Consider the following 24,511-nt stretch of genomic DNA (forward strand, 5'->3'; position numbering starts at 1 on the left):
GGCCTGGACGCGGGCGGGGGCTTGACGCGGCGGGCGCGGCTCGCCCGCCGCTCGCTTACTATCTACGTCTGAAGGGGTACGGCGGCCGGGGGGTCGCCGCGGGGAGGTGTGTGGTGGTCGAAGTGCTGACCCTGCGCTCCACCGGTTTCGACGCGGTGGACCAGACCTGGCGCGAGTTCGTGCCGTCCGCGCGGCTGCGCGATCCGGCTCCCGACGGCACGGCCGACCTGACGTGGCACTCTGCTGCGGTCGACGGGCTCTCGGTGGTCGCGTATCAGCTGTCGGGCAGCGTGCAGTCGTCGATCGAGCCGCACGGCCAGCTGCTGGCCTGCCGCGTCGCCACCGACACCGGATGGGTGGGCGCTCCGCGGCGAGAGCTCAACTCACGGCTGCCCTGGGCGTCATCGGGCGCGGCCGCCGAAGCAGGATGGGTGGGCTGTGCGACGGTGCGCGCCCTCATCTTCGACCTGGAGAGCGCGCAGGAGACGGCGCGGCGGATGTCGGGTGACGACGGTCTCGTCCTCGAGGTGCTCGACCCCGCCCCGCGCACCGCAGCGGCCGGTGCGCACTGGGAGCGAGCGCACTCCTATGTCCTGTCCGCGCTGGTCGCCGCATCGCGGTCGGACGCGCCGGAACCTCTGCTCGAGGCGGAGCTGAGCCGTCACGCGCTTCACTCGACGCTCACCGCCTTCTCCACCACTTTCGCCGACGCGCTGGAGCGCGCCGGTCAGACCGGGCCGGCGCCGCGGTCGATCCGCCGCGCGATCTCGTTCATGGAGTCCCACGTCTCCGACCCCATCACGGTCGACGATGTGGCCGTCGCGGCGGGCATGTCGTCGCGCGGGCTGCAGGCGGCGTTCCGCCGAAGCCTCGACATGACGCCGACGGAGTACCTGCGCGGCCTCCGCCTGGCCGGCGCGCACGCGCAGCTGCAGGCGGGCGGGCGCCACACGGTCGCCGAGGTGGCGCGCACGTGGGGGTTCGCGCACCCCTCGAGATTCGCCGCGTTCTACCGCGAGCGCTACGGCCGCAGTCCGAGCGACACCGCCCGGCGGGGCTGACGCACCGCCGCCGCGCCCGTGCCGCGTCTCAGTCCTCGAGCGGACCGAGCCACGCCGTCGCGACGGTCGAGTGCGCCGACTCGGGATCGCTCGGGTGGAACAGCCCCGCCAGCACGTCGCGATACAGCCGGCCGAGCTCGTTCGACGCGAAGTACGAGGACCCGCCGGCCACCAGGACCGCCTCGTCGACGATGCTCTTCGCCGCGGTGACGGCACGGTGCTTCACGCCGGCGAGCAGCGAGAACCAGCGCTGCCCGTGATCCGCGAGGGAGTCCACATCCCGCGCGAGCGTCTCGAGCTGCGGCGGCAGCGCGTCGTAGGCGAGGGCCATCGAGGCGATCCGCCAGCGGATGTCGGGGTCCTGGCTGTAGGGCTTGCCGGTGCGCTTCGACGTGCGCTTCGCCGCGGCCGCCACCGCGAGGTCGAGCGCCCGCCGCGCGATCCCGGTGTACACCGACGCGAGCAGCAGCTCGAAGACGCTGAAGATGCCGAAGACCAGCGGGTCGGGGTTGGGGCCGGGATCGATCCGGCGCGCCACGCGCTCCGCCGGGGCGACGGCCCCGTGGAGCTCCGTGGTGCGGGACTGCGTGCCCCGCATGCCGAGGGTGTCCCAGTCGTCGCGCGTCACCACCCGCCCGGCTGCTTCCTCCGACCGGGGGACGAACGCGTAGACCATCTTCGGCCCGTCGGCAGACGACGTGTCGAGGCCGTGGAGACCCAGCTGCGTCCACACCGGGGCGAGCGAGGTGAAGATCTTCGTGCCGGTGAACGCGTAGCCGCCGTCGTCGTGGGGCGAGGCATCCGTCCCACTCCCGAACAGCACCAGGTCGTTGCCCGCCTCGCTGATGCCGAATGCGAAGACCTCGCCCGCCACGGCCCCCTCCTGCACGAACCGCAGCGCGTCGATGCCGCGATCGGACAGCACCTTGGCGACCCCCGTCCACACCAGGTGCATGTTCACGGCGAGGGCGGTGGCCGGAGCGGCGCCCGCGAGCCGCTGCTGCAGAGCGGATGCCTCGGCCAACCCGAGACCGCCGCCGCCGAGCTCTGCCGGCACGAGGATCGCGAGGTATCCGGCATCCCGGAGCTCCTCGAGGTCGGCCTCGGGGAACGTGTTCTCACGATCGTGGCGCGCGGCGCGCTCGCGGATGCGCTCGAGCAGGTCGTCGGGCAGGTGGGTGGCCGGGTCGAAGTCGCTCACGGAATCATTCTCCTCGGGTCATGCGGCTCGCGGACCGTGCGTGCCACGATGATCGCAGAACAGCGAGGAGTCGACATGTCGCGATTCAGCCAGACCCTCATCCCGCCCGCTCAACGGCAGTCGGCCGAGGACCTCACCGACGCCCTCGATCTCAGCCATGGCGACGCCGGCGCCAAGCGCAGCGGCTTCCTCATCATGCTGACACTGGCGGGGCTCATCGCGATCGCCGGCGTCCTGACCGACTCGACGGCCACGGTGATCGGCGCGATGATCATCGCACCGCTCGGCACGCCGATCCTCGGCATCGGGCTCGGGATCGTGACCGGACACCTCAGCCTCGTCATCCGCTCCATCCTGTGGGTGCTCGTGGGGCTCGTCATCGTCGTGGCGCTCGGTCTCGTCTTCGCGCTGTTCGTCGCGACGCCGGAGAGCCTCGCCTCGAACTCCCAGGTGGAGGGGCGCACGTCGCCGAGTCTCATGGATCTCGTCGCTGCGCTCGCCACCGGATTCGCCGGCGGCTTCGCGATGTGCCGCAAGGACCTCAGCGCGGTGCTTCCGGGCGTGGCGATCGCGATCTCGCTCGTGCCCCCGCTCGGCGTGGTCGGCGTGTGCGCGGGTCAGGGACTGTGGGGAGACGCGCTCGGCGCGCTCGTGCTGTTCCTCTCGAACGTGCTCGCGCTGGTGATCGCCGGGACGATCGTGTTCACGCTGGGCGGCTATGCGCGCGACCCCGGATCGTCGACCACCGCCAACCGGCGCCGGGCGTACATCGTCGTCACGGTGCTCACCGTCGTCATCACGGTCCCCCTCGCGGTGAACTCGATCGTCGCGGTGGCGCTCACCCGCTGGACCGCCGCGATCCAGGCCATTACGACCGACTGGCTCGCGGACGAGCCCGGAGCGCGCGTGTACGACGTGACGTGGAGCGGGGCGAACGCCACGGTGGACGTGACGACCGACGACGGCGAGGTGCCCTCGATCAGCGACCTGCAGAGCTCACTCTCGACCGCGATCCCGGGCTGGGTGGGCGTCGTGGTGGACGTCGGGCAGGGGAACGAGTTCGTCGTGCAGTGAACCCGTCGGCCGGGCTTCCGGCCGTCAGTCCGCGAGCGCCTCGAGGAGCTGGGCGATCGTGGCCTCGGGCTTGTCGCGGTGCGGCGAGTGCCCTGCGCCGGCGACCACCGACATCGTGAAGCGCGGGTTCGCTGCGACGACCGACTCGGCCGGCTTCCCGCGGAAGATGCTGTAGACGTGCGGGTCGGACGCGATGACGTGTGTCGGCACGGCGACGGCGGTCGCGGCATCCGTCACGTCCCATACCGTGTTCTGCGCGCTCGTCTGCTCCACCGCCCACCTGCTCGCCTGCTGCGCGGAGAGCGCCTTCAGCTCGATGTCCTGCTCGTGCCAGTGCGGGTGGCCCTCGCGCACCGCGCGCGGCGACGGATCGGCGAACGACTCCTCCTGACTCGCGCGCACGATCTCGCGATCGCGATCGGTCAGCGCGATCGCGGGATCGATCAGCACCAGCCGGTGCGTCCAGGAGGAATCGGATGCCGCGGCCACGGTCGCCGCCGCACCGCCGAGCGAGTGACCGACCACGAGATCCCAGGCGCCGCCGTCCGCTGGGCGGGTCTCGGCGAGGTCGGCGGCGTACGCGACGATCGTGTAGTCGAGCGTGCGCGGCGCGGTGCCGTGGCCGCGCAGGTCGACGGCGTCGGCGCGCCAGCCGGCGTCGGCGAGGGCGACGCCGTACCGCCACATCAGCGGTCCGTTCGAGCCGAGGCCGTGGACCAGCAGGGCACGGCGCTCTGCACCGGGCGCACCCCACGACAGTCGGGGCAGGACGACGGGAGAGGGCATGCCCTACAGCCTAGGAGCGGCCCGGGGGGCGCCGCGCCGCGGGAGGATGGTGGACATGATCTCGACGGAACTCGCAGAGGCCCTCCGCGACGCCGGATTGGAGTGGCACCCGCGGTCGGGTGACCGCTTCCAGCTGCACGAGCCGGAGTTCGAGGCCGACGTCTTCACCGTCAGCGAGATGACGATCGAGCCGCGCGAGTATCCGACCGGGCGCATCCTCGCCTTCAACGGCACGACGGAGTGGGCGCTGGACTCGGTCGCGCTGGAAGACGCCCTGTGGCTGCCGCACGAGAGCCAGCTGCGCGAGATGCTCGGCGGGGCGTTCCGGGCGCTGCGGCGGCTGCCCGACACGTACGAGGTCGAGACCGTGCTCGCGGGGGAGCGGCGCGTGTTCGAGTTCCCCGAGCCCGCCGACGCCTACGCGCTCGCGCTGCTGGAGCTGCTGCGCCGGATCTCCTGAGGAGGCGTCGTGCGGGGTTCCGGCCCTGGTCAGGTGATGGTGGGCACCGGCTCGGTGTCGGGGATGGGGCTGGCGTCGCGATTGCGGAGGTCGGGGAAGCCCTTCACGAACACGACGGCGACGAGGAACCCGACCGCGCAGAACGCCGTCGCGGCGATGTAGGCGCCGGTCGGGCCGATGTCGTCGATGAGGAATCCGGCGATGGCGGAGCCCGCGGCAGCCCCGATCAGCTGACCGGTGCCGACCCATCCGAACGCCTCGGCGGTGTCGCTGAACTTGACGCTCGCCGAGGTCATCGCGAACAGCACCGCCAGCGCGGGCGCGACGCCGATGCCCGCGAGGACGAGCGTTCCGCCGAGCCAGAACACGTTGAGCGAGACGATGGTCAGGGCGAGGCCGACGGTGACGATCGCGAGGCGGCGCGCCATGGCCCACGGGCCGATCGGGATATGGCCGAGCGCGAGGCCGCCCACGAGGCTGCCCACCGAGAACAGCGCGAGCACGATGCCGGCCTCGAGCCCGCCGTGATCGAACGTCGCCACGACGCCCGCCTCGACGGCGGCCAGGCCGCCGACGAGCAGGAAGCCGACGACGGTCGCCAGCAGCACCGGAGTCTTCGTGAGGACCTTGCCGATGCTGCGGCGGCTGCGGGGGATGCGCACGCGGCCGACCTCGGGGGAGAGGATGAACCACGCTCCGCCCCCGACGAGGATGACGACGATCAGCAGCAGCGCCGGAACGGTGCCGATCTGCGTCGCGACGAGCGTGATGACCACGGGCGCGACGATCCAGATGATCTCCTGAAGCGACGCGTCGAGCGAGAACAGCGGCGTCAGCTGCCGCGCCGTGACCATCTTGGGGTAGATCGTGCGCACCGCCGACTGCACGGGGGGAGTCGACAGGCCAGCGATGAGCCCGAGCACCATGTAGAGGGGCAGCGGGAGTTCGATGAGCGCGATGACGGCGATCGATGTCGCGCTGACGAGGAGGGTCGTGGTCAGCACGCGGCGCATCCCCCAGCGACCCATCCAGCGGCTCGTGATGGGGCCGGCGATGGCCTGACCGACCGAGATCGCCGCGAGCACGAGGCCTGCCGCGCCGTACGAGCCGGTGATGTACTCGATGTGCAGCAGGATCGCCAGGCTCGTCATGCCGTTGGGGAAGCGCGCGGTGAGCTGGGCCGCCATGATGCGCCCGACTCCGGGGGTGCGAAGAAGATCCCGGTAGCCCGCCACGGACCAACGTTAGCGCGGCGTCCGCGACACGCCGCGACACGCCGAAGCGTCTCTCCACAGGCGAATCCGATGTCGGAGGGCCGATTTAGCCTCTGCCCTGTGGAGAGCCGCGGCCGGGGCATCCGAAACGCCCGTGATCCAGGCGTTTTCCAGGTTCGGAATCAGGGGTCGTCCTGTGGATGAAACGGTGGACAACCTGTGTTGTATATGGGGAGAGCGGTGGAAAATCACACGGATGTAACTACTAGCCCTTGTGGTGCTATCGAATGTCGGTACCCATATGTAGTATTGGTCTCCCGGCGGGGGGCCTGCCGGAGACATGAGCGGATTTGAGGGGAAAGACACGATCAATATGGCGATCACCGTCTACACGAAGCCCGCGTGCGTGCAGTGCACCGCGACCTATCGAGCACTGGACTCGAAGGGTATCGAATACGAGATCCACGACCTCTCGGAGGACCCTTCGGCCCTCGAGCAGGTCAAGGCGCTGGGGTACCTCCAGGCGCCCGTCGTCATCACCGATGAAGACCACTGGTCGGGGTTCCGGCCGGACAAGATCGACGAGCTCGCCTCGCGGCTCGCCTGACGCCATGGCAACCGCGGTCGCACAGCGAGACGCGGTTGCCGGGCGGGCGACCGCGACACCGCTCCTCGTCTACTTCTCCAGCGTTTCGGGCAACACCGCGCGCTTCATCGAGAAGCTCGGCGCGAGGGCGGTGCGGATTCCGCTGCATCACACGGATCCCGCCCTCGTAGTCGACGAACCCTACATCCTCGTCACCCCCACTTACGGCGGAGGCCAGGGCAGGGGTGAGGAGAAGGGCGCCGTTCCCAAACAGGTGATCCGGTTTCTCAACGACGAGCGCAATCGGCGCCTGATCCGCGGAGTGATCTCCACGGGCAACACCAACTTCGGCGAGCACTTCTGCATCGCCGGCGACATCATCAGCCGCAAGTGTCATGTGCCGCACTTGTACCGGCTAGAGGTTTTCGGCACGCCTGAAGACGTGGAACGCGTGAGCGAGGGATTGGAACGATGGCAGACGCTGCAGTGACTGAGAAGGACTTGAAGACAGAGGTGCGCTTCGAGGGCATGGACTACCACGCCCTCAACGCGATGCTGAACCTCTACGACGCCGACGGCAAGATCCAGTTCGAGGCCGACAAGCGCGCGGCGCGGGAGTACTTCCTGCAGCACGTGAACCAGAACACGGTGTTCTTCCACTCGCTGAAGGAGCGCCTCGACTACCTCGTCGAGAAGGAGTACTACGAGCCGGAGGTGCTCGCGAAGTACCCGTTCGAGTTCGTCCAGCAGCTCAACGACTTCGCCTACGGCAAGAAGTTCCGCTTCGAGACCTTCCTCGGGGCCTTCAAGTACTACACGAGCTACACGCTCAAGACCTTCGACGGCAAGCGGTACCTCGAGCGCTTCGAGGACCGCGTGGTCATGACGGCGCTGGCGCTCGCCGACGGCGACCAGGACCTCGCGACCTCCCTCGTCGACGAGATCATCAGCGGCCGGTTCCAACCGGCGACGCCGACGTTCCTCAACGCCGGCAAGGCGCAGCGCGGCGAGCTCGTGTCGTGCTTCCTGCTCCGCATCGAGGACAACATGGAGTCGATCGCGCGCGGCATCAACTCCGCCCTGCAGCTCTCCAAGCGCGGCGGCGGCGTCGCGCTCCTCCTGTCGAACGTGCGCGAGTCGGGTGCGCCGATCAAGCAGATCGAGAACCAGTCGTCGGGCATCATCCCCGTGATGAAGCTCCTCGAAGACAGCTTCAGCTACGCCAACCAGCTCGGTGCGCGTCAGGGCGCCGGTGCGGTGTACCTCAGCGCGCACCACCCCGACATCATGCGCTTCCTCGACACCAAGCGCGAGAACGCAGACGAGAAGATCCGCATCAAGACGCTGTCGCTCGGCGTCGTGGTGCCCGACATCACGTTCGAGCTCGCCAAGAACGACGAAGACATGTACCTCTTCTCGCCGTACGACGTCGAGCGCGTCTACGGCGTGCCGTTCGGCGACATCTCGGTGACCGAGAAGTACCGCGAGATGGTCGACGACCCGCGCATCAAGAAGACGAAGATCAACGCGCGCGAGTTCTTCCAGACGCTGGCCGAGATCCAGTTCGAGTCGGGCTACCCGTACATCATGTTCGAGGACACGGTGAACAAGGCCAACCCGATCAAGGGCCGGATCAACATGTCCAACCTGTGCTCGGAGATCCTGCAGGTCAACACGCCGACCACGTACAACGAGGACCTCTCGTACGCGCAGATCGGCAAGGACATCTCGTGCAACCTGGGCTCGCTGAACATCGCGCTCGCGATGGACGGCGGAAACCTGGCGAAGACGGTGGAGACGAGCATCCGTGCGCTCACCGCCGTCAGCCAGCAGAGCCACATCGCCTCGGTGCGCTCGATCGAGGACGGCAACGACCGCTCGCACGCGATCGGCCTCGGCCAGATGAACCTGCACGGCTACCTCGCTCGTGAGCACGTGTTCTACGGCTCGGAAGAGGGCGTCGACTTCACCAACATCTACTTCTACTCGGTGCTGTTCCACGCGCTGCGCGCGTCGAACAAGATCGCGATCGAGCGGGGCGAGACCTTCGACGGGTTCGAGGACTCGACCTACGCGTCGGGCACGTTCTTCGACAAGTACATCGACCAGGAGTGGGCCCCCGCGACCGACAAGGTCAAGGAGATGTTCGCCGGCCACCACATCCCGACGCAGGATGACTGGCGCGAGCTCAAGGCGTCGATCCAGCAGTACGGCATCTACAACCAGAACCTGCAGGCGGTGCCCCCGACCGGCTCGATCTCGTACATCAACAACTCCACGTCGTCGATCCACCCGATCGCGGCGAAGGTCGAGATCCGCAAGGAAGGCAAGCTCGGCCGCGTCTACTACCCGGCGGCGTTCATGACGAACGACAACCTGGAGTACTACCAGGACGCGTACGAGATCGGCTACGAGAAGGTCATCGACACCTACGCGGCCGCGACCCAGCACGTCGACCAGGGCCTGTCGCTCACGCTGTTCTTCAAGGACACCGCGACCACCCGCGACATCAACAAGGCCCAGATCTACGCCTGGCGCAAGGGCATCAAGACGATCTACTACATCCGCCTGCGGCAGATGGCGCTGGAGGGCACGTCGATGGACATGTGCGTCTCCTGCACGCTGTGATCAGCGGTCGATAAGCGAACACGAAGCGACGAGAGCCCGGAATCACACCAGTGCCTGACACGTCCCGAGGATGGTCGCCGTTCGTAGGCGTGGTCTACGGCGTGCGCGAGATGGGGTCGACCGAGTACCGATACGTCGGACTGACGACCAAGACCGTTTCCCGGCGCAAGTCCGAGCACTTCGCCGCCGCCCACCGAGGGCGGAAGTCGCCTTTCGGGGATTGGCTGCGCGCGCACCCCGACCGCGAGGCGGCGTACTTCCACTCACTGGAGCTCGTGTTGAGCGAGGAGCTCTCGGATCTCGGCGCGGCGGAGTCGCGTTGGATTGCGAAGCTCCGCGAGGAGGGGAATCGACTGCTCAATCTCAATGAGGGCGGTCTGGGAAACCACGGGTACACCTGGACGGAAGAGCAGAGGGCGGCGGCGTCGATTCGGCACACCGGACGTAGACGGCTGAACGTCCCTACCGGGCCCGATCATCCCTCGTGGGGCACCAGGCGGTCGGATGAGACGCGTGCTCGGATGTCTGAGCAGCGCAAGGGCATGAACTCCGGAAGAGCGAACCCGAACTTCGGGAGGTTCGGGGCCGAGCATCCCTCATTCGGGCGGAGGCTTTCGCCGGAGATTCGACAGCGGCTGTCGGAGCAGAAGCGCGGTGAGCGGAATCCGAATTTCGGGAAGGTCATGAGCGAAGAGGGTCGCAACAAGCGCTCGGACGCTCTGAAGGGCCGCCCGATGCCGTCGAGCGTCCGCAGCGCCCACACCAGACACCACACGAACAAGGGTGTGTTCAAGGACACCTGCAAGCACTGCCTGGACGATCAGCGTTCCCAGGCGAACGAAGGAAACGGGAATGACTGAGAAGCTCAAGCTCCTGAACGAGGTTCAGGCGATCAACTGGAACCGCATCGACGACGACAAGGACCTCGAGGTGTGGAACCGCCTCGTGAACAACTTCTGGCTGCCCGAGAAGGTGCCGCTGTCGAACGACATCCAGTCGTGGAACACGCTCACCCCCGACGAGCAGACCCTGACGATGCGCGTGTTCACGGGCCTGACGCTGCTCGACACGATCCAGGGCACCGTGGGCGCGGTGTCGCTCATCCCCGATGCGCTCACCCCGCACGAGGAGGCCGTGTACACGAACATCGCGTTCATGGAGTCGGTGCACGCGAAGTCCTACTCGTCGATCTTCTCGACGCTGTGCTCGACGAAGGAGATCGACGAGGCGTTCCGCTGGTCGGTCGAGAACCCGAACCTTCAGAAGAAGGCTCAGATCGTCATGGAGTACTACCGCGGCGACGAGCCCCTCAAGCGCAAGGTCGCCTCCACCCTGCTCGAGAGCTTCCTCTTCTACTCGGGGTTCTACCTTCCGATGCACTGGTCGAGCCGCGCCAAGCTCACGAACACGGCCGACCTGATCCGCCTGATCATCCGGGACGAGGCCGTGCACGGGTACTACATCGGCTACAAGTTCCAGAAGGGACTCGAGAAGGTCGACGAGGCCACCCGCAACGACATCAAGGACTACACCTTCTCGCTGATGTACGAGCTCTACGACAACGAGGTGCAGTACACGCAGGACCTCTACGACGGCGTCGGGCTGACCGAGGACGTCAAGAAGTTCCTGCACTACAACGCCAACAAGGCCCTCATGAACCTCGGCTACGAGGCCATGTTCCCGGCGTCGGTCACCGACGTGAACCCGGCCATCCTGTCGGCGCTCTCGCCCAACGCCGACGAGAACCACGACTTCTTCTCGGGGTCGGGCTCGTCGTACGTCATCGGCAAGGCCGAGGCGACGGAGGACGAGGACTGGGACTTCTGAGCTAGAGCCGGCGAACGTAGATCGTCACGCCGTCGACGTCTTCGACGTCGAGTTCGAACTCTTCCCCTCGGTACCAGCAGTGTGACGGGGTCGCGCCGTCCGTGTCGCGGTCGCGCTGCTCGGTGCCGAGGGTGGTTCTCCGCCCCGATCGGTCGAGTTCATCGAACTGCACGGTGAAACTCTCAGACCGGCGTACTCCCATGGGAGCGAGCGTACGCGCTGCCAGACCGCACGCAATGGACTGTCGAGTGTCTTCTGCTCCCGACGGCCGGTGGGCGTTATTGTCGGGATTGCGGATGTCCCCAGCATCCGCTGGACGACTGGGTATCCCCATACCCGCGTCCTACATCGCGGGGGCTCGTGGCCTTGGGGGCACGATCCGAATCTCGCGATGGCCGGGCTTCGGGCGTCCCCAGCGCCCGGAGCCCGGTTGTGTTTCTGGGCGGTCGGCGCATGCGCCCTTCTGGAACCCTCAGCGGTCGCGATCGCGGCCGAGTGCCTGTGCGAGCATGCCGCGCATGTCCTCTAGCTGTGTCTCGAGGGCGCGGATGTGGTCCACCGCCGCAGACTCCATCTCGGCATCCCGCTCGGCCACACGCTCGACGATCCACGACGCGAGGGTCGCCGCGACGATGCCGAGCAAGGCGATGCCACCGATCATCAGGCCGACAGCGATAAGCCGGCCGACCGCTGTCACAGGCGTGTAGTCGCCGTAGCCGACAGTGGTCACCGTGACAAACGACCACCACAGCGCATCTCCGAACGTCTCGATGCTTGCTCCGGCGTGGCCGCGCTCGCTGTCGAGGACAGCGAGCGCCGCAACGAAGATGAGGAGCGCGGACGCCGTCCCGACGTAGATAGCGATGCGCCCCCGGATCGCGGTTCCGGCGGTGCGCTGCAGGACAGACAACATGGTGACCAACCGCAGGATCCGAAGCGGACGCAACATGGGCAGGACGACGACGCAGAGGTCGAACCAATGTGTAGAACCAACGCCTCGTAGGCGCCGACTGAACACGAGTCACATCCGCGAATCCAACCTGCGCACGAGTCGCACAAGATGCGCGTCGAGGCTCGCGCGGTTGGCCACGAGTGTGACACCTGGATCCGGCGCGTCACAGATAACGCGGGTGGCAGCCACGACAACCGGCGGGTTGTGAGACAAGCATCCTTGGATACGGCACCTACTGGAAGATTTCCCCGCATCTCGCGTAATAGACGGGGGAGCGGGCCGTCTCATGGATAGACGACCCCAACCGTCTAAGAGTCGCGACCCTCGGGTCCGGCTCTTGCCGCCTCCTGACCCCTCCCCGATCGGGTCAGGAGGCGGTATTGATCGGGCGCCGGTCTCTGCGGTCAGCCCGCGCCGCGCGGATCATCCTTCCGGGGTGAGGCCCGCCGCGCTGATGCATCTCTACAGTGAGCACCAACCGCTCTGCGCCGCCCCCACCGGCGCACTTGGGGAGTGGCGAATGGAGACGCGCTCATGGGCAGCGACAGCACCCCTCCGATCACCAAGCCGCCTGCCGTCGCGCCGGCCGGACCGCAATCAGACGACGGCGTGAGCCGCCAGACGCTGATGTGGTTCGGGCTCGCGATCGTCGTCCTGGCGTTCTTCGCCGCTTTCCTCGGCTCGTGGATGGCGCGATCCGTCGACACGGCCCAGCAGGTGCCGGCCGCGGCATCCACTCCCGACCCGGCAGCCACACCCACCGAGACGCCGAGTGTCGAGGATTACGAAGCGGCGCTCGAAGAGATCCTGCCGGCCGGATCCGCCGTGCGCGCGGGATCGGGCGTCCCCGAATCGGGTAAAGGAAGCGCCGGAGACGTCTACATCGACATCGCCACGGCCGACGTCTACCTGTTCGAGGACGACTGGACGCTCGTGGGCAACATCCGCGAGTCCGCGGCCGAGAACCTGACCGGTGCCACGGGCGCCGCCGGCGCGACAGGTGGACAGGGCGCGACCGGCGCGCAGGGTGAGACAGGCGCGCGGGGTGAGACCGGAGCCCCGGGCGAGCCGGGTGCGCCGGGCACCCAGGTGACCCTCGGCGCCGGCGAGCCCACGGAGCCGACGTGCGAGGGCGACGACATCTTCATCGACACGACGACCCCGATGTTCTACCAGTGCAGCGACGGCGCCTGGGTGGCGTTCGCGCCGCCGTCCGCCCCCGAGGAGTGAGGTCCGCGCGAGGCCGCGAGGGTCAGCGCCGTGTCGACGCGGTCACCGTGAACTTCGCGTTCCGCGCGATCTGACGCGTCGGCCCGACGATCCGCTCGAGCGCCGGACGGTACTCGAGGGCGGAGTTCCATACGGTCCACAGCTCGCCCCCGGACTGAAGGACCCGGGCAGTGTCGGCGAACATGCGCGGCGCGACGCCCTCGTGCACCGCCGCTCCGACATGGAACGGCGGGTTGAGCGCGATGAACGAGGCGCTCCCGTCGCCGCGCGAGCGCAGCATGTCGTCACGCACCACCTCGACGCGCTCGCCGACGCCGTTCGCATCTGCGGTGGCTCGTGCAGACGCGACGGCGATCGCCGACTGATCGCAGGCGATGACGTTGAGCTCGGGATGCCGCAGCGCGATGCTCGTCGCCACGACACCGGTTCCGCACGCGAGGTCGATCACGGTCCCGGCCGGACGATCGAGCTCGGGAAGGTGCTCGAGGAGCAGGCGCGTGCCGATGTCGATCGACGTGCCGGCGAAGGCGCCGCCGAACGCGCACACGACGAGGCCGTCGTGGCTCTCGCGACGCGGCACGGGATCGCGGCCGTCGTACGGACCGCGGGCAATGAGCACCCGTGACTTCTGCCGTGCGTGGGTGACGTCGACGCGCTCGAAGTCCTCGCGCAGCACGTCGTTCATCGCGGGCGTCATGTGCTTGATCCGGCCGCCGGCGAACACGACCACGTCGGACGCGGCGTGTGCGGCGACCAGCCCGGCGAGGTCGCGGAGCGCGTCGAGCGATCGGGGAAGTCGCAGGAGCACGACGTCCGCACCCGCGATGAGTTCGGCCGCCAGAGGATGCGACGCGTACGCATCGCCGAGACCGAACCGCTCCGCATTCGCCGCGAGCGCCTGTTCGCCGGTGAGCGCGTCTTGATGCACACGGATGCCGCGTCCGCCGTCCGCGGCAGCGCCCAGCGTCAGCCCCCCATACCCGTCGCCGATCACCACGACCGACCCATCGTCGGCAGCACGCCGCGCCTCGGCTGACTCGTCGAGGATCAGCCGGTCCGCGGCGTCCGACGCCGGCAGGTCGGGGCCTTCGACGTCGGGCCAGCGTCGCAGCTCGGCGGGGGAGAACTCCACCGTCCCACGGTAGTCCGTCGTCGCCCGCGAGACGGTCGGGGGCGGAACCGAACGTAGGGTGGAGGCATCCCCACCCGAAGGAGACCTGTGTTCCGCACGCCCTTGAACCTCTTCCGATTCCTGGCCGTCGCGGAGGCGATCTCGTGGACGCTGCTGATCGCCGCCCTCATCATTCGGGCCACCACGGACCTCGCCATCGCCGTGACGGTGGGCGGCGCGATCCACGGCTTCGTGTTCCTGTCGTACGGCGCGACGGCTGTCCTCGTCGCGATGAACCAGCGCTGGGGCGTGTGGCCTACGGTCGTCGCGGTCGTCAGTGCCGTCATCCCGTACGCCACGATCCCCACCGAGCTGTGGCTGCACCGCACCGGGCGGCTCGCGGGCGCGTGGCGGCTGACGCCGACGGATGATCCGAGGGATGCCGCGTGGCACGACCGTCTGATGCGATGGTTCCTCAACCGGGCGTGGCTGCTGGCGCTGCTCATCGCTCTCGCGGTCGTCGCGCTGTACGCGGCGCTGCTGGTCGTCGGCCCTCCGGGCGGACGCCACTGACCGCCCTGACGGCCGCTGACGGCGCGACCGCCACGGCTCACCAGCCCGTCGTGAGCACCCGATCCAGAGCCGCGACCAGTGCGTCGGCGCTCTCGCGCGAGAAGCACATCGGCGGCTTGATCTTGAGGATGTTCTGGTGGTCTCCCGTCGGCTGGGCGATCACGCCGAGCGCGCGCAGTCGTGTGCAGATCGCGGCGGTCTCGGCAGTCGCAGGCCGGGAGGTGGCGCGGTCGCGCACGAACTCCGGGCCGAGGTAGAGGCCCGACCCGTGGACGGCGGCGAGGAGCGGATGCCGCTGCCCGAGCTGCTCGAGCCGTTCCTTCAGATAGCCGCCGACCTCGCGTGCGTTCTCCTGCAGCCGCTCGTCGCGGATGATGTCGAGCACGGCGAGCCCGACCGCGCTCGAGACCGGACTCCCGCCGGCGGACGAGAAGAAGTACCCGCCCTCGCGGTAGCGCTCGGCGATCTCACGCGTCGTGATGACCGCGCCGAGCGGATGCCCGCTGCCCATCGCCTTGGCGACGGTCACGATGTCGGGCACCACTCCCTGCTGCTCGAAGCCCCAGAACCAGTCGCCGAGCCGGCCGTAGCCGACCTGCACCTCGTCGGCGATCGCCAGCCCGCCATGCGCGCGCACGGCGCGGTAGACGGCGTCGAGATAGCCGTCGGGGAGTGCAACGCCGCCGGCATTGCCGAAGACCGGCTCGGCGATGAATGCCCCCGCGGGCGTGCCTTCGGCCGCCAGGCGCTCGATCTCGGCCACCGCGCCCTCGGCGTACTGGGCCGGCGACGCGCCGCGATCGCCGTACGGGGCGGGCACGGTGTGCACCCATTCCGGCCGCGTCTCGAGCGCGGCGGGATTGTCGGCGACCGACGTCGACACCGCATCCGACAGGTACGTCCAGCCGTGATACGCCTCGCGCACCGCGAGGACATCGCGTCGTCCGCACCACGCCTGTCCCAGGCGCAGGGCGAGATCGACCGCCTCGGACCCGCTGTTGACGAGGAACACGGTGTCGAGCGGGGCGGGCAGCAGCGCCGCCAGCCGCTCGGAGAACTCGATCACGGCCGGGTAGTGGAAGCGCGAGTTGGTGTTGAGGAGCTGCCACTGTTCCGCGACGGCCGCCACGAGCCGCGGATGCGCGTGACCCACCGACGTGACGTTGTTGAGCGTGTCGAGGTAGACGCGTCCGTCGGCGTCGACGAGGTGCTCTCGCCATCCGCGCACCATCACGGGCGGGTCGTCGAAGTAGTGCTCCTGCACATCGGCGAACACCGCATCGCGGCGAGTGAGCAGCGCTGACGCATCGGCCGTCTCACCGGCGAAGCCCGCAGGCAGCCCCGGCACGAGCGGACTCGGATCCGCGACGACCGCCATCCAAGCCGTGGCGAGACTGCGGGACGCGAAGCGGGGTGCATCCACGCCGGCACGCACCGCCTGGACCCACAGCGCCGCGTCGGCCTCGCCGAGCAGGTCGCCGGCCTCGACCGGGCTGGCGTCGGCGAGTGCCGTGCGCACCCCCTCCAGCCGCAGGCTCCAGTCGCCGCTGCCGAGGAGCACGCCGCCGGGCGTCACCTCGACGACTCCCGCCCAGGGCGCCGCGACCGGCTGCCGCTCGGCGAACCGCAGCTCCACGCCGAGTGCGACGTTGTGCGGCTCGTCCGGGTCAAGCGGCCGCGACCGGGTGAGCCTGGGTTCGCCGAACCTCGCCACGGCGGCGCGGGCGGGGCCGAGGCATCCGCTCAGCACGTCTTCTTCGGCGGATGCCGCGAGCCAGCGACCCTCGTGCAGGTGGGGACTCGTCGGCGACAGGTCGGCCATGACCACGTCTTCGGCGGTCAGCCACGGCAGAAGCGCCTGCCCGGCAGGGAGTTCCGGCGTTGCTGCGGAGCGCCCGACCGCCCGGGCGACGAGGGCGTTCGCGACCTGGAGCGGCACCGCCGTCGCCGCCTCGAAGATCGCGCGCTCGTGGGTGAGGTTGCCGGCGGCGTAGTCGTTGCCGGGGTCGGTGGCGAGCACGTGGTGGGCGCTCGCGACGAGCGTGGCCGCGCGCACCACGACGAGAGGCCACAGCGCGCGGAGTTCCGCCGTCTCGAGCGGCCGCACGCGGTGATACGCCGACACGGCTCGCATCGCGGCCGGCAGGTCGACGCCATCGTGGTGGAGCAGCGACGAGACCGTGATGGCGAGCTCGCCGATGGCCCAGGTGCGGTTCAGGTCACCCAGGTCGATCACGCCGTCGGGGACACGCGTGATGGGGTCGGCGGTGACGACGTTGTCGTCGGTGAGATCGCCGTGGATGAACTGCGTCGGCAGCGCCGCTGCGACGGCATGGACGTCAGCCCATGCGGCATCGGATGCCTGCGCCAGGCGCTCACGGAGCGCGCGGTCGCCGACGAAGGGCAGCAGCTCGGCGAGGACCGCCGGCGCGTAGCGGAGGTCCCATTGGTGGCTGCGCTCGGCGTCCGGCGCGTCGAGGTCTTCCAGGGCGACGGCGATGCGCGCGGCCAGGTCGCCCAGCGCCTCGACGACCGCGCGCGACAGGTGACCGGTGAGGGTCGTGCCCTCGAGGAACTCCAGCACGCGCGCCTGCATCTCGACGCCGTCGACGATCACCGGCCGCACGGTGGCGCCGTCCGTGACGAGCGCGCGCGGGGCGCGGCATCCCACCCGCTCGGCGATGAGTGCCGCGGCCGCGGACTGCGCCTCGAGCTCGGCCGCCGTCACGCTCGGGTTCGCGATCTTGAGCAGCAGTGGCGGCGCGTCCTCGCGTTCGAGGAGGAAGTTGCGGTCCTGGTGGCTGCCCAGCGTCCGCGCCGAGGCGTCGATGCCCCAGATGTCGCCGGCCAGGCGCGCCGCCAGGGCGTCGGAGACATCGGGCGGGGCGGGCTGGGTCAAGGCGCCCGTGCTCGCGTCAGGGCTCGCGCTCGGGTCGGCGCTCATCTCGTGCTCCTCGCTGGGATCTGGCACGAGGCTACCGGTGGAGCGCGAGCCCGCCGCGGATCAGGAGGGGTTCGGCAGCTGCTGCAGCGTCCAGGCGTTGCCGTCGGGGTCGGCGAAGGTGACGAATCGGCCCCACGCCTGCTCATCCACGCCCTGTGCGTCGACCCCGCGTTCGCGCAGGTGTGCGAGCGCCTGATCGGCATCGGGGACGACGACCTGGATCGTGTCTTGCTGGCCCGGCTGGAGCGTACCGCCGAGGCCGGTGCCGAACGCGATGGAGCACGCCGAGCCCGGCGGTGTGAGCTGCACGAACCGCAGCCCCTCGAAGGGCGTCTGGTCGTGATCGAGGTGGAATCCGATGCCGACGTAGAAGTCGCGAGCCCGGTCGACATCGGAGACCGGCACGTGGATGAGTTCGATCTTCCAGTCCATGCGGGATCCTCTCTCTCTCCGCCGGAAGGCGCGGTGCCAGCCGACGAGCACACGCTACGCCCGGGTCCCGACACTCCGGTCGCCCCTGTCGACCGCTCGGAGTCAGGCGGGAGCCGTCTCGCCCAGGAACGTGCCGAGCTGGTCGGGAGGGCACGCCGCGAGCGCGGCGCTGTGCCCTGCCAGCTCGGAGAGCGTGTCGAGGGCGGCGAGCACACCCGCGTGATCGCCGGCGTCGCGCTGGGCGGCGACCAGCCGCTCGACGGCCGCGATCTGCCGCGCGCGATCGCCCGCGGCGGTCGCGATCGCCGACGCCTCGCGAAGGGCCGCCACGCGGCTGCGGGGGTCGGCCGCGCGGTCGGCGCGCAGCATCAGGACCCGGTGCACGCACCGCAGGTCGCCGAGATGGCGAAACGAGGCCAGCAGCTCGTCGATCTCGCCGCTCTCGTCCAGCCCCAGCGTCGCCTGGACGAGGCGACCGTGCGCGAGCTCGTGCTCATTGGCGGTCGCCTCGGAGTACGCGACGCATTCCGCGGCCCAGCGCGCAGCGCGCTCCGAGTCGTAGCCGGACTCGGCTGCCGTCAGCGCCATCATGAAGCGCACGTTGTTCACGTGCGTCTCGTCGCCTGCGCGCGCGTAGCCGCGCATGGCCGCCTCGAACGCCTCGACGGCATCGGCGACGTCGCTGCGACGACCCTCCTGCACGGCGATGCTGCGCAGGGCGACACCGCGGAACTGGCGCGCGGCCGCGGCATCCCACGGATCGTCCTGCTCGACGGCGAGACGCTCGGCGATCTCGAGATGCGGCAGTGCCGCGGCGGGCTGGGAGCCGTACGCGGCCGCGAGACCGGCGAGCTGGTGGGCCGCGCGCTGCTGCTGAGGATCGACGGGATCGGCGACGGCGAGGGCCCGGCCGGCCAGCCGGCCCACCACCTCGATGTCGAAGAAGGCGAGGGCGTTGCCGAGTGCGAGCAGCTGCGACGGCGTCGCACGCTCGAGCAGCCACTCGTCGTGCGCGCCCATCGCCAGGGCCTCGACGCTGTCGGCATCCGAGCCGTACTGCTCGACGCCCACGGCCAGCAGCGCGGACAGCCGGACGGCGACCGGATCGCGCTCGGCGAGAGACCAGCGCAGGGCGGCGTTGACCTCGGGGCACAGCATCACCGAGAGCCCCATCGCCTCCTTGCTGGCATCGGTGCGCGCCCGCGCGATGAAGCGCTCGGACACGACGGTCACCCAGTCGGCGTGGCGCCGCAGCACCTCGCGCACCACCTGCGGGTCGGTCCTCGCGAGCACGAACTCGCGCATCACGGCGAGCAGGCGCCAGCGGCCGCCGTCGCCGAAGGCCGGAACGAGGAGCGACCGGTCGAGCAGTCGCAGGACGATCCCGTCGGCGCCCTCGCGGGTGACCGCCGTCGCGAGGTCGATGTCGAAGGTGCGGGGGAGCGCCGCCAGCCGCTGCAGGACGTCGCGCTCCTCTTCGCCGAGAAGATGCCAGGTCCATTCGAAGGCCGTCTCCAGGCTTCGATGGCGCCCTTCCGGAGTCGCGCGGTCGAGGGTGGCGAAGTCGCGGTCGAGGCGTGCCGACAGCTCGGCGAGGGGAAGGTGGCGGGCCGCGGAAGCGGCGAGCTCGAGCGCGAGCGGCAGCCCGTCGAGGCGCGCCGCGATGTGGTCGACGATCGACTCGTCCGCGGGGGACGGCGCGTGGCCGTGCGCCGACAGCCGGTCGCGCAGGAGAGCGCCGGCCGGAGCGTCCACGCCGTCGGCGGCCAGCGGGGGAACCAGGTGCACGTGCTCGCCGTCGTCGCCCAGCGGTGTGCGCGACGTGACCACGACCTTGAGCCCGGGGGCGAGAGGGCGCAGCCGCGCGAGCATCGAACGCGTCGCCGGGCCGACGTGGTCGGCGTTGTCGAGCACGAGCAGGTAGGGCTGGGCGGTCAGGGCGACGCCGACCGAGGCCAGGAGATCCTCGTGCGGGGAGGCCTCGAGCCCGAGCACGCGCGTGATGCGGTTGACGACATCACTCGAGGTGGCGTGTTCGAACTCGACGATCACGGGGGTGCGGTCGGCCTGCGCCTTGGCGAACTCGAGCGCGAGGCGGGTCTTGCCGACTCCGCCCGGGCCGACGAGGGTGAGCAGGTCGCCCGCGCGCACGGCTGCCTCGAGCTCGGAGAGATCGCGCCCGCGGCCGCGCAGCGGATTCGCCGGCACTCGCACCGCCGCGTCGCGCACCTCGCGCGCGGCGGCGACGAGATCGGCGCGGCTCTCTGCTCCGAGCTTGCGTCGCAGGCTCGCGATGTGGCTCTCGACGGTGCGCACGGAGATGAACAACTCCGAGGCGATCTCGGGGTTGGTGAGCCGTCGCTCCACGGCGGCGAGGACCGCGCGTTCACGCGGCGTCAGGGGCGGCCCCAGCACGGGGCCCAGTGTACTCACGGCCGGCACGGGCGGCACCGGTGTCGCTGCGCGGACCGCCGGCAGCGCGCCGATGCGCGCCGCCGGCGGAGCCAGGGTGCTCACGCGCGCCGCGGGAGGAGGCGGAGCAGTGCGCCGTCCGGCGACCCCGCTGCCCGCTCGGGATGGGCCGGAGACTCCGTCGCATGCCGCTCGGTCCCACGGCGCTCGGTCCCACGGCGTTCGTGGGCGCGGCGCCGCAGCTCGAGGTCGCGGATCAGGGTCTGGTGGGCGATCCCGTGCAGGGCATAGGCGTCGTGGATGGTGACCACAGCCGCCTCCTCTCGGTCGTGCGGCGGTCAGCGGACCGTCGCGGTGAACAGCAGGAACTCGGAGTCGATGACCCCATCGCGCTCGATGGCGCGGTCGCCGAGGCCGCGCAGGGCCTCGTCGATGGCCGCCACAGCGGCCGCGTCGTCGGCATTGCGGTTGTAGACGGCGATCGTCGGTCCGTAGTGCGACGCGAAGTAAGCCCGGAACTCCTCGCCGGTCGTGAAGCGGTCGAGCCGCACGCTCTCGCGGACCGCGCGGACATCGGTGACCCGATCGCCGAACAGCTCGCGCACGTGCGTCTCGTCTCCCCACAGTGGCGCCGGCTGGGCGCCCGCCGGCAGCGGCGCGTTGAACGGCTTGAGCGCGGCGAAGAGCTGGCCGATGAAGCCCTGCGGCGTCCAGCTGATGAGCCCGATGCGGCCGCCGGGGCGGACCACGCGGACGATCTCGCCGGCGCTGCGCTCGTGGTGCGGCGCGAACATGACGCCGACCGTCGAGATCGCGACGTCGAACTCGTCGTCGGCGAACGGAAGCGCCTCGGCATCGGCCGGTCGCCACTCGAGCTCCGCGCCCGCGTCCTGCGCGCGGCGGTGTCCGTCGCCGAACAGCTCGGGCGTGAGATCGGTCGCGACGACGTCTGCTCCGCGGAGCGCGGCGGGGATCGCAGCATTGCCGCTTCCGGTCGCGATGTCGATCACGCGCTCTCCGGCGCGGACGTCGACGGCCTCGACCACGCGCGGACCCAGCGACCAGATGAGGTCGTGGGCGAGCGTGGGGTAGTCGCCCGACGCCCACATCGCACGGTGCTTGGCCTTGAGCGCCTGATCGGCCTCGTCGATCGCAATGGTGTGCAGATCGGTCATGGGTCCTTCTCCTTCTGGTTCGGTGGACGGTTCCCAGCGTTCTCGCGATGCGCTGCGGGGACATCCGTGCCGTGCACGGAAATCGCGCACCGGGAGGAAAGAGCACTCCGCGACGCGGGGAATACACCCGCACGAGGACCGTTAACTTGATACGGATGTACTCAAGTTCGTAAACTTGACAGTCCTTCACTCAACTTTCAGGGAGATGGGATGCCCGAAGACTTCACCCCCTTCACCGGCGGCGACGACAGCGGCAGCTCGTTCGACGAGTTCCTTGCTCGGTACCTCGCGGGTGAGCGCGCCCGCGCCGAGCGGTCGATCGACCTCAGCCGCTTCCTCGGCGCGCGGACGCAGGAGATGCTCCAGCGCGCCGGCAGGTTCGCCCTCGAGCGCGGCCAGCGCGAGCTGGATGCGCTGCACGTGCTGCGCGTCCTCGTCGACGATGCGCCGGCGCGTGACGCCGTCCAGCACATCGGCGCCGACCCGCGCGCGATCGCCCGCGCCACCGAGGAGCGCCTCCCCGCCGCATCCGCGCCCGCCGACGTCGACGGCGCCGTCATCACGCCGTCGGTGCAGCGCGCGCTCTTCCACGCCTTCCAGGTCGCGCGCTCGTCGGGTTCGACGTACGTCGACCCTGAGCACCTCTTCTTCGCCCTCGTCCTCTCGCAGGACACGCCCGCGGGCCAGGTGCTCGCGCGTGCCGGCGTCACCGCGGAGGCCCTCACCCAGGGGCTCCGCGAGACCGTGACGACGGGCGGGGCGCCGCACGCGGACGAAGAGGCGGATGCCGCGGCATCCGACACCCCCCTGCTCGACACGTACGGCACCGACCTCACCGCGCAGGCGTCCGCGGGAGAGCTCGACCCCGTGATCGGACGCTCGGACGAGATCGAGCAGACCATCGAGATCCTGAGCCGTCGCACCAAGAACAACCCGGTGCTCGTCGGCGAGGCCGGCGTCGGCAAGACCGCCATCGTCGAGGGACTCGCGCAGGCGATCGTCGACGGCGGCGTGCCCGAGCAGCTGCTCGGCAAGCGCGTCATCGCGCTCGACCTGCCGGCGATGCTGGCCGGCACGCGCTACCGCGGCGACTTCGAGGAGCGCCTGACCAAGACGATGGACGAGATCGCCGCGCACAAGGGCGAGCTCATCGTGTTCATCGACGAGGTCCACACGGTCGTCGGAGCCGGCGGCGCCGGTGACGGCGGCATGGACGCGGGCAACATCCTGAAGCCGCGCCTCGCGCGCGGCGAGCTGCACCTCGTGGGTGCGACGACACTCAAGGAATACCGGGTCGTCGAGAAGGACCCTGCCCTGGAACGCCGGTTCCAGCCGGTCAAGGTGGGGGAGCCGTCCGTCGAGGACGCCGTGCTCATCCTGCGCGGCCTGCAGTCCGCCTACGAGGAGCACCACGGCATCGCGTACACCGACGAGGCGATCCGCGCCGCCGTCGAGCTGAGCGATCGGTACCTCACCGAGCGCGTGCTGCCCGACAAGGCGATCGACCTGATCGACCAGGCCGGCGCGCGGCTGCGGCTGCGACTCGGCGCGAAGGTCGACGTCAGAGCGATGATCGCCGACCTGGCGGCCCTCGAGGCCGACAAGAACTCCGCGGTCTCGGCCGAGCACTATGAAGAGGCGTCGCGCATCCGCGACCGGATCTCCGCGCTGCAGGCCAGGCTCGACGAGGTCACGGCGGCCGGCGCGGCTGCGCGCGGTGAAGCCGTGGTCGGCGAGCCCGAGATCGCCGCCGTGATCAGCCGGGCCACCGGCATCCCGGTCAACCGCCTCACCGAGACCGAGCGCGAGCGCCTCGCCGTGCTCGAGGACGAGCTGCACGATCGGGTGATCGGCCAGGACGACGCGGTCGCCGCCGTCGCGAAGGCGGTGCGTCGCAACCGCACCGGCATGGGCGACGCGCACCGGCCCGTCGGCTCCTTCCTCTTCCTCGGCCCCACCGGCGTCGGAAAGACCGAGCTGGCGAAGGCCCTCGCGGGCTCGCTCTTCGACGACGACACCGCGGTGATCCGCTTCGACATGAGCGAATTCGGCGAGCGCCATACGGTCTCGCGGCTCGTCGGCGCCCCTCCCGGCTACGTCGGGTACGACGAGGCGGGCCAGCTCACCGAGCGCGTGCGGCGCAACCCGTACGCGATCGTGCTGTTCGACGAGATCGAGAAGGCGCACCCCGACGTGTTCAACCTGCTGCTGCAGGTGCTCGACGACGGACGCCTGACCGACGGCCAGGGCCGCACGGTCGACTTCCGCAACACGGTGGTCGTGATGACCTCGAACCTCGGCTCGGAGTTCCTCGCGTCGCGCGGCGGCGCGATCGGCTTCATCGCCGACGGCGGGGGCTCGACGGGCTACGGCTCGGAGAAGGACCTGCGCGACCGCGTCATGGCCAAGCTGCGCGAGGCGATGCGGCCGGAGTTCCTCAACCGCATCGACGAGATCGTTCTCTTCCGCAAGCTCGATCAGCCGCAGCTGCGTCAGATCGTCGGTCTCCTGCTGGGCGCGTCGGAGGCGCGGCTCGCCAAGCGTGAAGTGGGTCTGGTCGTGACGGATGCCGCGACCGACTGGCTCGCCGAGCACGGCTACGAGCCGGAGTACGGCGCCCGCCCCCTGCGGCGCCTCATCCAGCGCGAGGTCGACGACCGCATCGCCGACCTGTTCGTCACGGGTGCGCTCGTCGACGGCGGTTCGGTGACGGTGGATGCCTCGGCCGGCGAGCTGACGGTGCGCTCGGAGGCGCCCGTCGCCGTCGCCGCCTGATCGGCACGTGACACGGAGGGCGCCGCGGGGATTCCCGCGGCGCCCTCCGTCGTGTCCGGCGAGCGTCTCG

Annotated in this window: 22 protein-coding genes; 11 read left to right on the top strand and 11 right to left on the bottom strand. The window is 70.0% G+C overall.

The window, feature by feature from the left end; translation table 11 throughout:
* Positions 1-113: 113 nt before the first annotated feature.
* Complete coding sequence (locus JX005_RS16370; RefSeq protein ID WP_214466493.1) at positions 114-1,061, top strand: helix-turn-helix transcriptional regulator; 948 nt, start codon at positions 114-116, stop codon at positions 1,059-1,061.
* Between the two features lie 28 nt (positions 1,062-1,089).
* Here the strand turns inward: JX005_RS16370 and JX005_RS05955 are convergent, their stop codons facing one another.
* The gene (locus JX005_RS05955; protein WP_214466494.1) at positions 1,090-2,262 is read right to left on the bottom strand and encodes an acyl-CoA dehydrogenase family protein; all 1,173 of its coding nucleotides are present in this window, start codon (positions 2,260-2,262) and stop codon (positions 1,090-1,092) included.
* Positions 2,263-2,337: 75 nt separating this feature from the next.
* Between JX005_RS05955 and JX005_RS05960 the strand changes: the two genes are divergently transcribed.
* Positions 2,338-3,336, top strand: a complete 999-nt coding sequence (locus JX005_RS05960) for a TIGR00341 family protein (protein WP_214466495.1) — start codon at positions 2,338-2,340, stop codon at positions 3,334-3,336.
* Between the two features lie 24 nt (positions 3,337-3,360).
* On the opposite strand, the gene JX005_RS05965 is transcribed toward JX005_RS05960, so the two are convergent.
* Positions 3,361-4,122, bottom strand: coding sequence for an alpha/beta fold hydrolase (locus JX005_RS05965; protein WP_214466496.1), 762 nt, complete (start codon positions 4,120-4,122; stop codon positions 3,361-3,363).
* A 55-nt stretch (positions 4,123-4,177) separates the two neighbouring features.
* Between JX005_RS05965 and JX005_RS05970 the strand changes: the two genes are divergently transcribed.
* Positions 4,178-4,582, top strand: coding sequence for a pilus assembly protein CpaE (locus tag JX005_RS05970; protein WP_214466497.1), 405 nt, complete (start codon positions 4,178-4,180; stop codon positions 4,580-4,582).
* Positions 4,583-4,611: 29 nt separating this feature from the next.
* On the opposite strand, the gene JX005_RS05975 is transcribed toward JX005_RS05970, so the two are convergent.
* On the bottom strand, positions 4,612-5,817 hold the full coding sequence (locus JX005_RS05975; RefSeq protein ID WP_214466498.1) for an MFS transporter: 1,206 nt from the start codon (positions 5,815-5,817) through the stop codon (positions 4,612-4,614).
* Between the two features lie 352 nt (positions 5,818-6,169).
* Between JX005_RS05975 and nrdH the strand changes: the two genes are divergently transcribed.
* Genes nrdH through nrdF form a run of 5 tightly spaced genes read left to right on the top strand, consistent with a single transcriptional unit; the run spans position 6,170 to position 10,837 of the window.
* Positions 6,170-6,403, top strand: a complete 234-nt coding sequence (gene nrdH, locus JX005_RS05980; protein WP_019181042.1) for a glutaredoxin-like protein NrdH — start codon at positions 6,170-6,172, stop codon at positions 6,401-6,403.
* Between the two features lie 4 nt (positions 6,404-6,407).
* Entirely contained in the window at positions 6,408-6,872 is a 465-nt protein-coding gene (nrdI, locus tag JX005_RS05985; RefSeq protein ID WP_214466499.1) for a class Ib ribonucleoside-diphosphate reductase assembly flavoprotein NrdI, read from the top strand.
* A complete protein-coding gene (gene nrdE / locus JX005_RS05990) occupies positions 6,854-9,010 on the top strand; it encodes a class 1b ribonucleoside-diphosphate reductase subunit alpha (protein WP_214466500.1) in 2,157 nt (718 codons plus the stop codon). Before nrdI ends, nrdE begins: the two co-directional genes overlap by 19 nt.
* A gap of 50 nt (positions 9,011-9,060) precedes the next feature.
* Positions 9,061-9,870 (top strand): NUMOD3 domain-containing DNA-binding protein, encoded by an 810-nt coding sequence (locus JX005_RS05995; protein ID WP_307858508.1) that lies wholly within the window; start codon positions 9,061-9,063, stop codon positions 9,868-9,870.
* Positions 9,863-10,837, top strand: coding sequence for a class 1b ribonucleoside-diphosphate reductase subunit beta (gene nrdF / locus JX005_RS06000; protein ID WP_214466501.1), 975 nt, complete (start codon positions 9,863-9,865; stop codon positions 10,835-10,837). The genes JX005_RS05995 and nrdF overlap by 8 nt, the downstream gene beginning before the upstream one ends.
* A gap of 1 nt (position 10,838) precedes the next feature.
* Here nrdF and JX005_RS06005 read toward each other — a convergent pair whose 3' ends face one another.
* Positions 10,839-11,009 (bottom strand): hypothetical protein, encoded by a 171-nt coding sequence (locus JX005_RS06005; RefSeq protein ID WP_214466502.1) that lies wholly within the window; start codon positions 11,007-11,009, stop codon positions 10,839-10,841.
* Positions 11,010-11,309: 300 nt separating this feature from the next.
* Positions 11,310-11,855 (bottom strand): potassium channel family protein, encoded by a 546-nt coding sequence (locus JX005_RS06010; RefSeq protein ID WP_307858509.1) that lies wholly within the window; start codon positions 11,853-11,855, stop codon positions 11,310-11,312.
* A 468-nt stretch (positions 11,856-12,323) separates the two neighbouring features.
* Between JX005_RS06010 and JX005_RS06015 the strand changes: the two genes are divergently transcribed.
* The gene (locus JX005_RS06015) at positions 12,324-13,019 is read left to right on the top strand and encodes a hypothetical protein (protein ID WP_214466503.1); all 696 of its coding nucleotides are present in this window, start codon (positions 12,324-12,326) and stop codon (positions 13,017-13,019) included.
* A gap of 22 nt (positions 13,020-13,041) precedes the next feature.
* Here the strand turns inward: JX005_RS06015 and JX005_RS06020 are convergent, their stop codons facing one another.
* Positions 13,042-14,151 carry a class I SAM-dependent methyltransferase gene (locus JX005_RS06020; protein WP_214466504.1) on the bottom strand — a complete coding sequence of 370 codons (1,110 nt, stop codon included), beginning with the start codon at positions 14,149-14,151 and terminating at the stop codon, positions 13,042-13,044.
* 87 nt (positions 14,152-14,238) lie between these two features.
* On the opposite strand from JX005_RS06020, the gene JX005_RS06025 reads away from it, so the two are divergent.
* Positions 14,239-14,703 carry a DUF3817 domain-containing protein gene (locus JX005_RS06025; protein ID WP_214466505.1) on the top strand — a complete coding sequence of 155 codons (465 nt, stop codon included), beginning with the start codon at positions 14,239-14,241 and terminating at the stop codon, positions 14,701-14,703.
* A 37-nt stretch (positions 14,704-14,740) separates the two neighbouring features.
* Here the strand turns inward: JX005_RS06025 and JX005_RS06030 are convergent, their stop codons facing one another.
* The 5 genes from JX005_RS06030 to JX005_RS06050 all read right to left on the bottom strand — a co-directional run bounded on the left by JX005_RS06030 (position 14,741) and on the right by JX005_RS06050 (position 21,666).
* Positions 14,741-17,647, bottom strand: coding sequence for an aminotransferase (locus tag JX005_RS06030; protein WP_214466506.1), 2,907 nt, complete (start codon positions 17,645-17,647; stop codon positions 14,741-14,743).
* Between the two features lie 60 nt (positions 17,648-17,707).
* Positions 17,708-18,079, bottom strand: coding sequence for a VOC family protein (locus tag JX005_RS06035; protein ID WP_214466507.1), 372 nt, complete (start codon positions 18,077-18,079; stop codon positions 17,708-17,710).
* Between the two features lie 102 nt (positions 18,080-18,181).
* Entirely contained in the window at positions 18,182-20,494 is a 2,313-nt protein-coding gene (locus JX005_RS06040; RefSeq protein WP_214466508.1) for an ATP-binding protein, read from the bottom strand.
* 98 nt (positions 20,495-20,592) lie between these two features.
* Positions 20,593-20,802 (bottom strand): hypothetical protein, encoded by a 210-nt coding sequence (locus JX005_RS06045; RefSeq protein WP_214466509.1) that lies wholly within the window; start codon positions 20,800-20,802, stop codon positions 20,593-20,595.
* A 27-nt stretch (positions 20,803-20,829) separates the two neighbouring features.
* A complete protein-coding gene (locus JX005_RS06050; protein ID WP_214466510.1) occupies positions 20,830-21,666 on the bottom strand; it encodes a class I SAM-dependent methyltransferase in 837 nt (278 codons plus the stop codon).
* 210 nt (positions 21,667-21,876) lie between these two features.
* On the opposite strand from JX005_RS06050, the gene JX005_RS06055 reads away from it, so the two are divergent.
* Positions 21,877-24,441 carry an ATP-dependent Clp protease ATP-binding subunit gene (locus JX005_RS06055; RefSeq protein ID WP_214466511.1) on the top strand — a complete coding sequence of 855 codons (2,565 nt, stop codon included), beginning with the start codon at positions 21,877-21,879 and terminating at the stop codon, positions 24,439-24,441.
* Positions 24,442-24,511 lie beyond the last annotated feature (70 nt).

The organism is Microbacterium flavescens (assembly GCF_018588945.1).
Classification (GTDB): domain Bacteria; phylum Actinomycetota; class Actinomycetes; order Actinomycetales; family Microbacteriaceae; genus Microbacterium; species Microbacterium flavescens.

Coding starts and splice junctions, on each gene's coding strand:
- JX005_RS05960 (WP_214466495.1), top strand. CDS start 2,338: ATGTCGCGATTCAGCCAGACCCTCATCCCGCCCGCTCAACGGCAGTCG.
- JX005_RS05965 (WP_214466496.1), bottom strand. CDS start 4,122: ATGCCCTCTCCCGTCGTCCTGCCCCGACTGTCGTGGGGTGCGCCCGGT.
- JX005_RS05970 (WP_214466497.1), top strand. CDS start 4,178: ATGATCTCGACGGAACTCGCAGAGGCCCTCCGCGACGCCGGATTGGAG.
- nrdH (WP_019181042.1), top strand. CDS start 6,170: ATGGCGATCACCGTCTACACGAAGCCCGCGTGCGTGCAGTGCACCGCG.
- nrdI (WP_214466499.1), top strand. CDS start 6,408: ATGGCAACCGCGGTCGCACAGCGAGACGCGGTTGCCGGGCGGGCGACC.
- nrdE (WP_214466500.1), top strand. CDS start 6,854: ATGGCAGACGCTGCAGTGACTGAGAAGGACTTGAAGACAGAGGTGCGC.
- nrdF (WP_214466501.1), top strand. CDS start 9,863: ATGACTGAGAAGCTCAAGCTCCTGAACGAGGTTCAGGCGATCAACTGG.
- JX005_RS06015 (WP_214466503.1), top strand. CDS start 12,324: ATGGGCAGCGACAGCACCCCTCCGATCACCAAGCCGCCTGCCGTCGCG.
- JX005_RS06030 (WP_214466506.1), bottom strand. CDS start 17,647: ATGAGCGCCGACCCGAGCGCGAGCCCTGACGCGAGCACGGGCGCCTTG.
- JX005_RS06035 (WP_214466507.1), bottom strand. CDS start 18,079: ATGGACTGGAAGATCGAACTCATCCACGTGCCGGTCTCCGATGTCGAC.
- JX005_RS06050 (WP_214466510.1), bottom strand. CDS start 21,666: ATGACCGATCTGCACACCATTGCGATCGACGAGGCCGATCAGGCGCTC.
- JX005_RS06055 (WP_214466511.1), top strand. CDS start 21,877: ATGCCCGAAGACTTCACCCCCTTCACCGGCGGCGACGACAGCGGCAGC.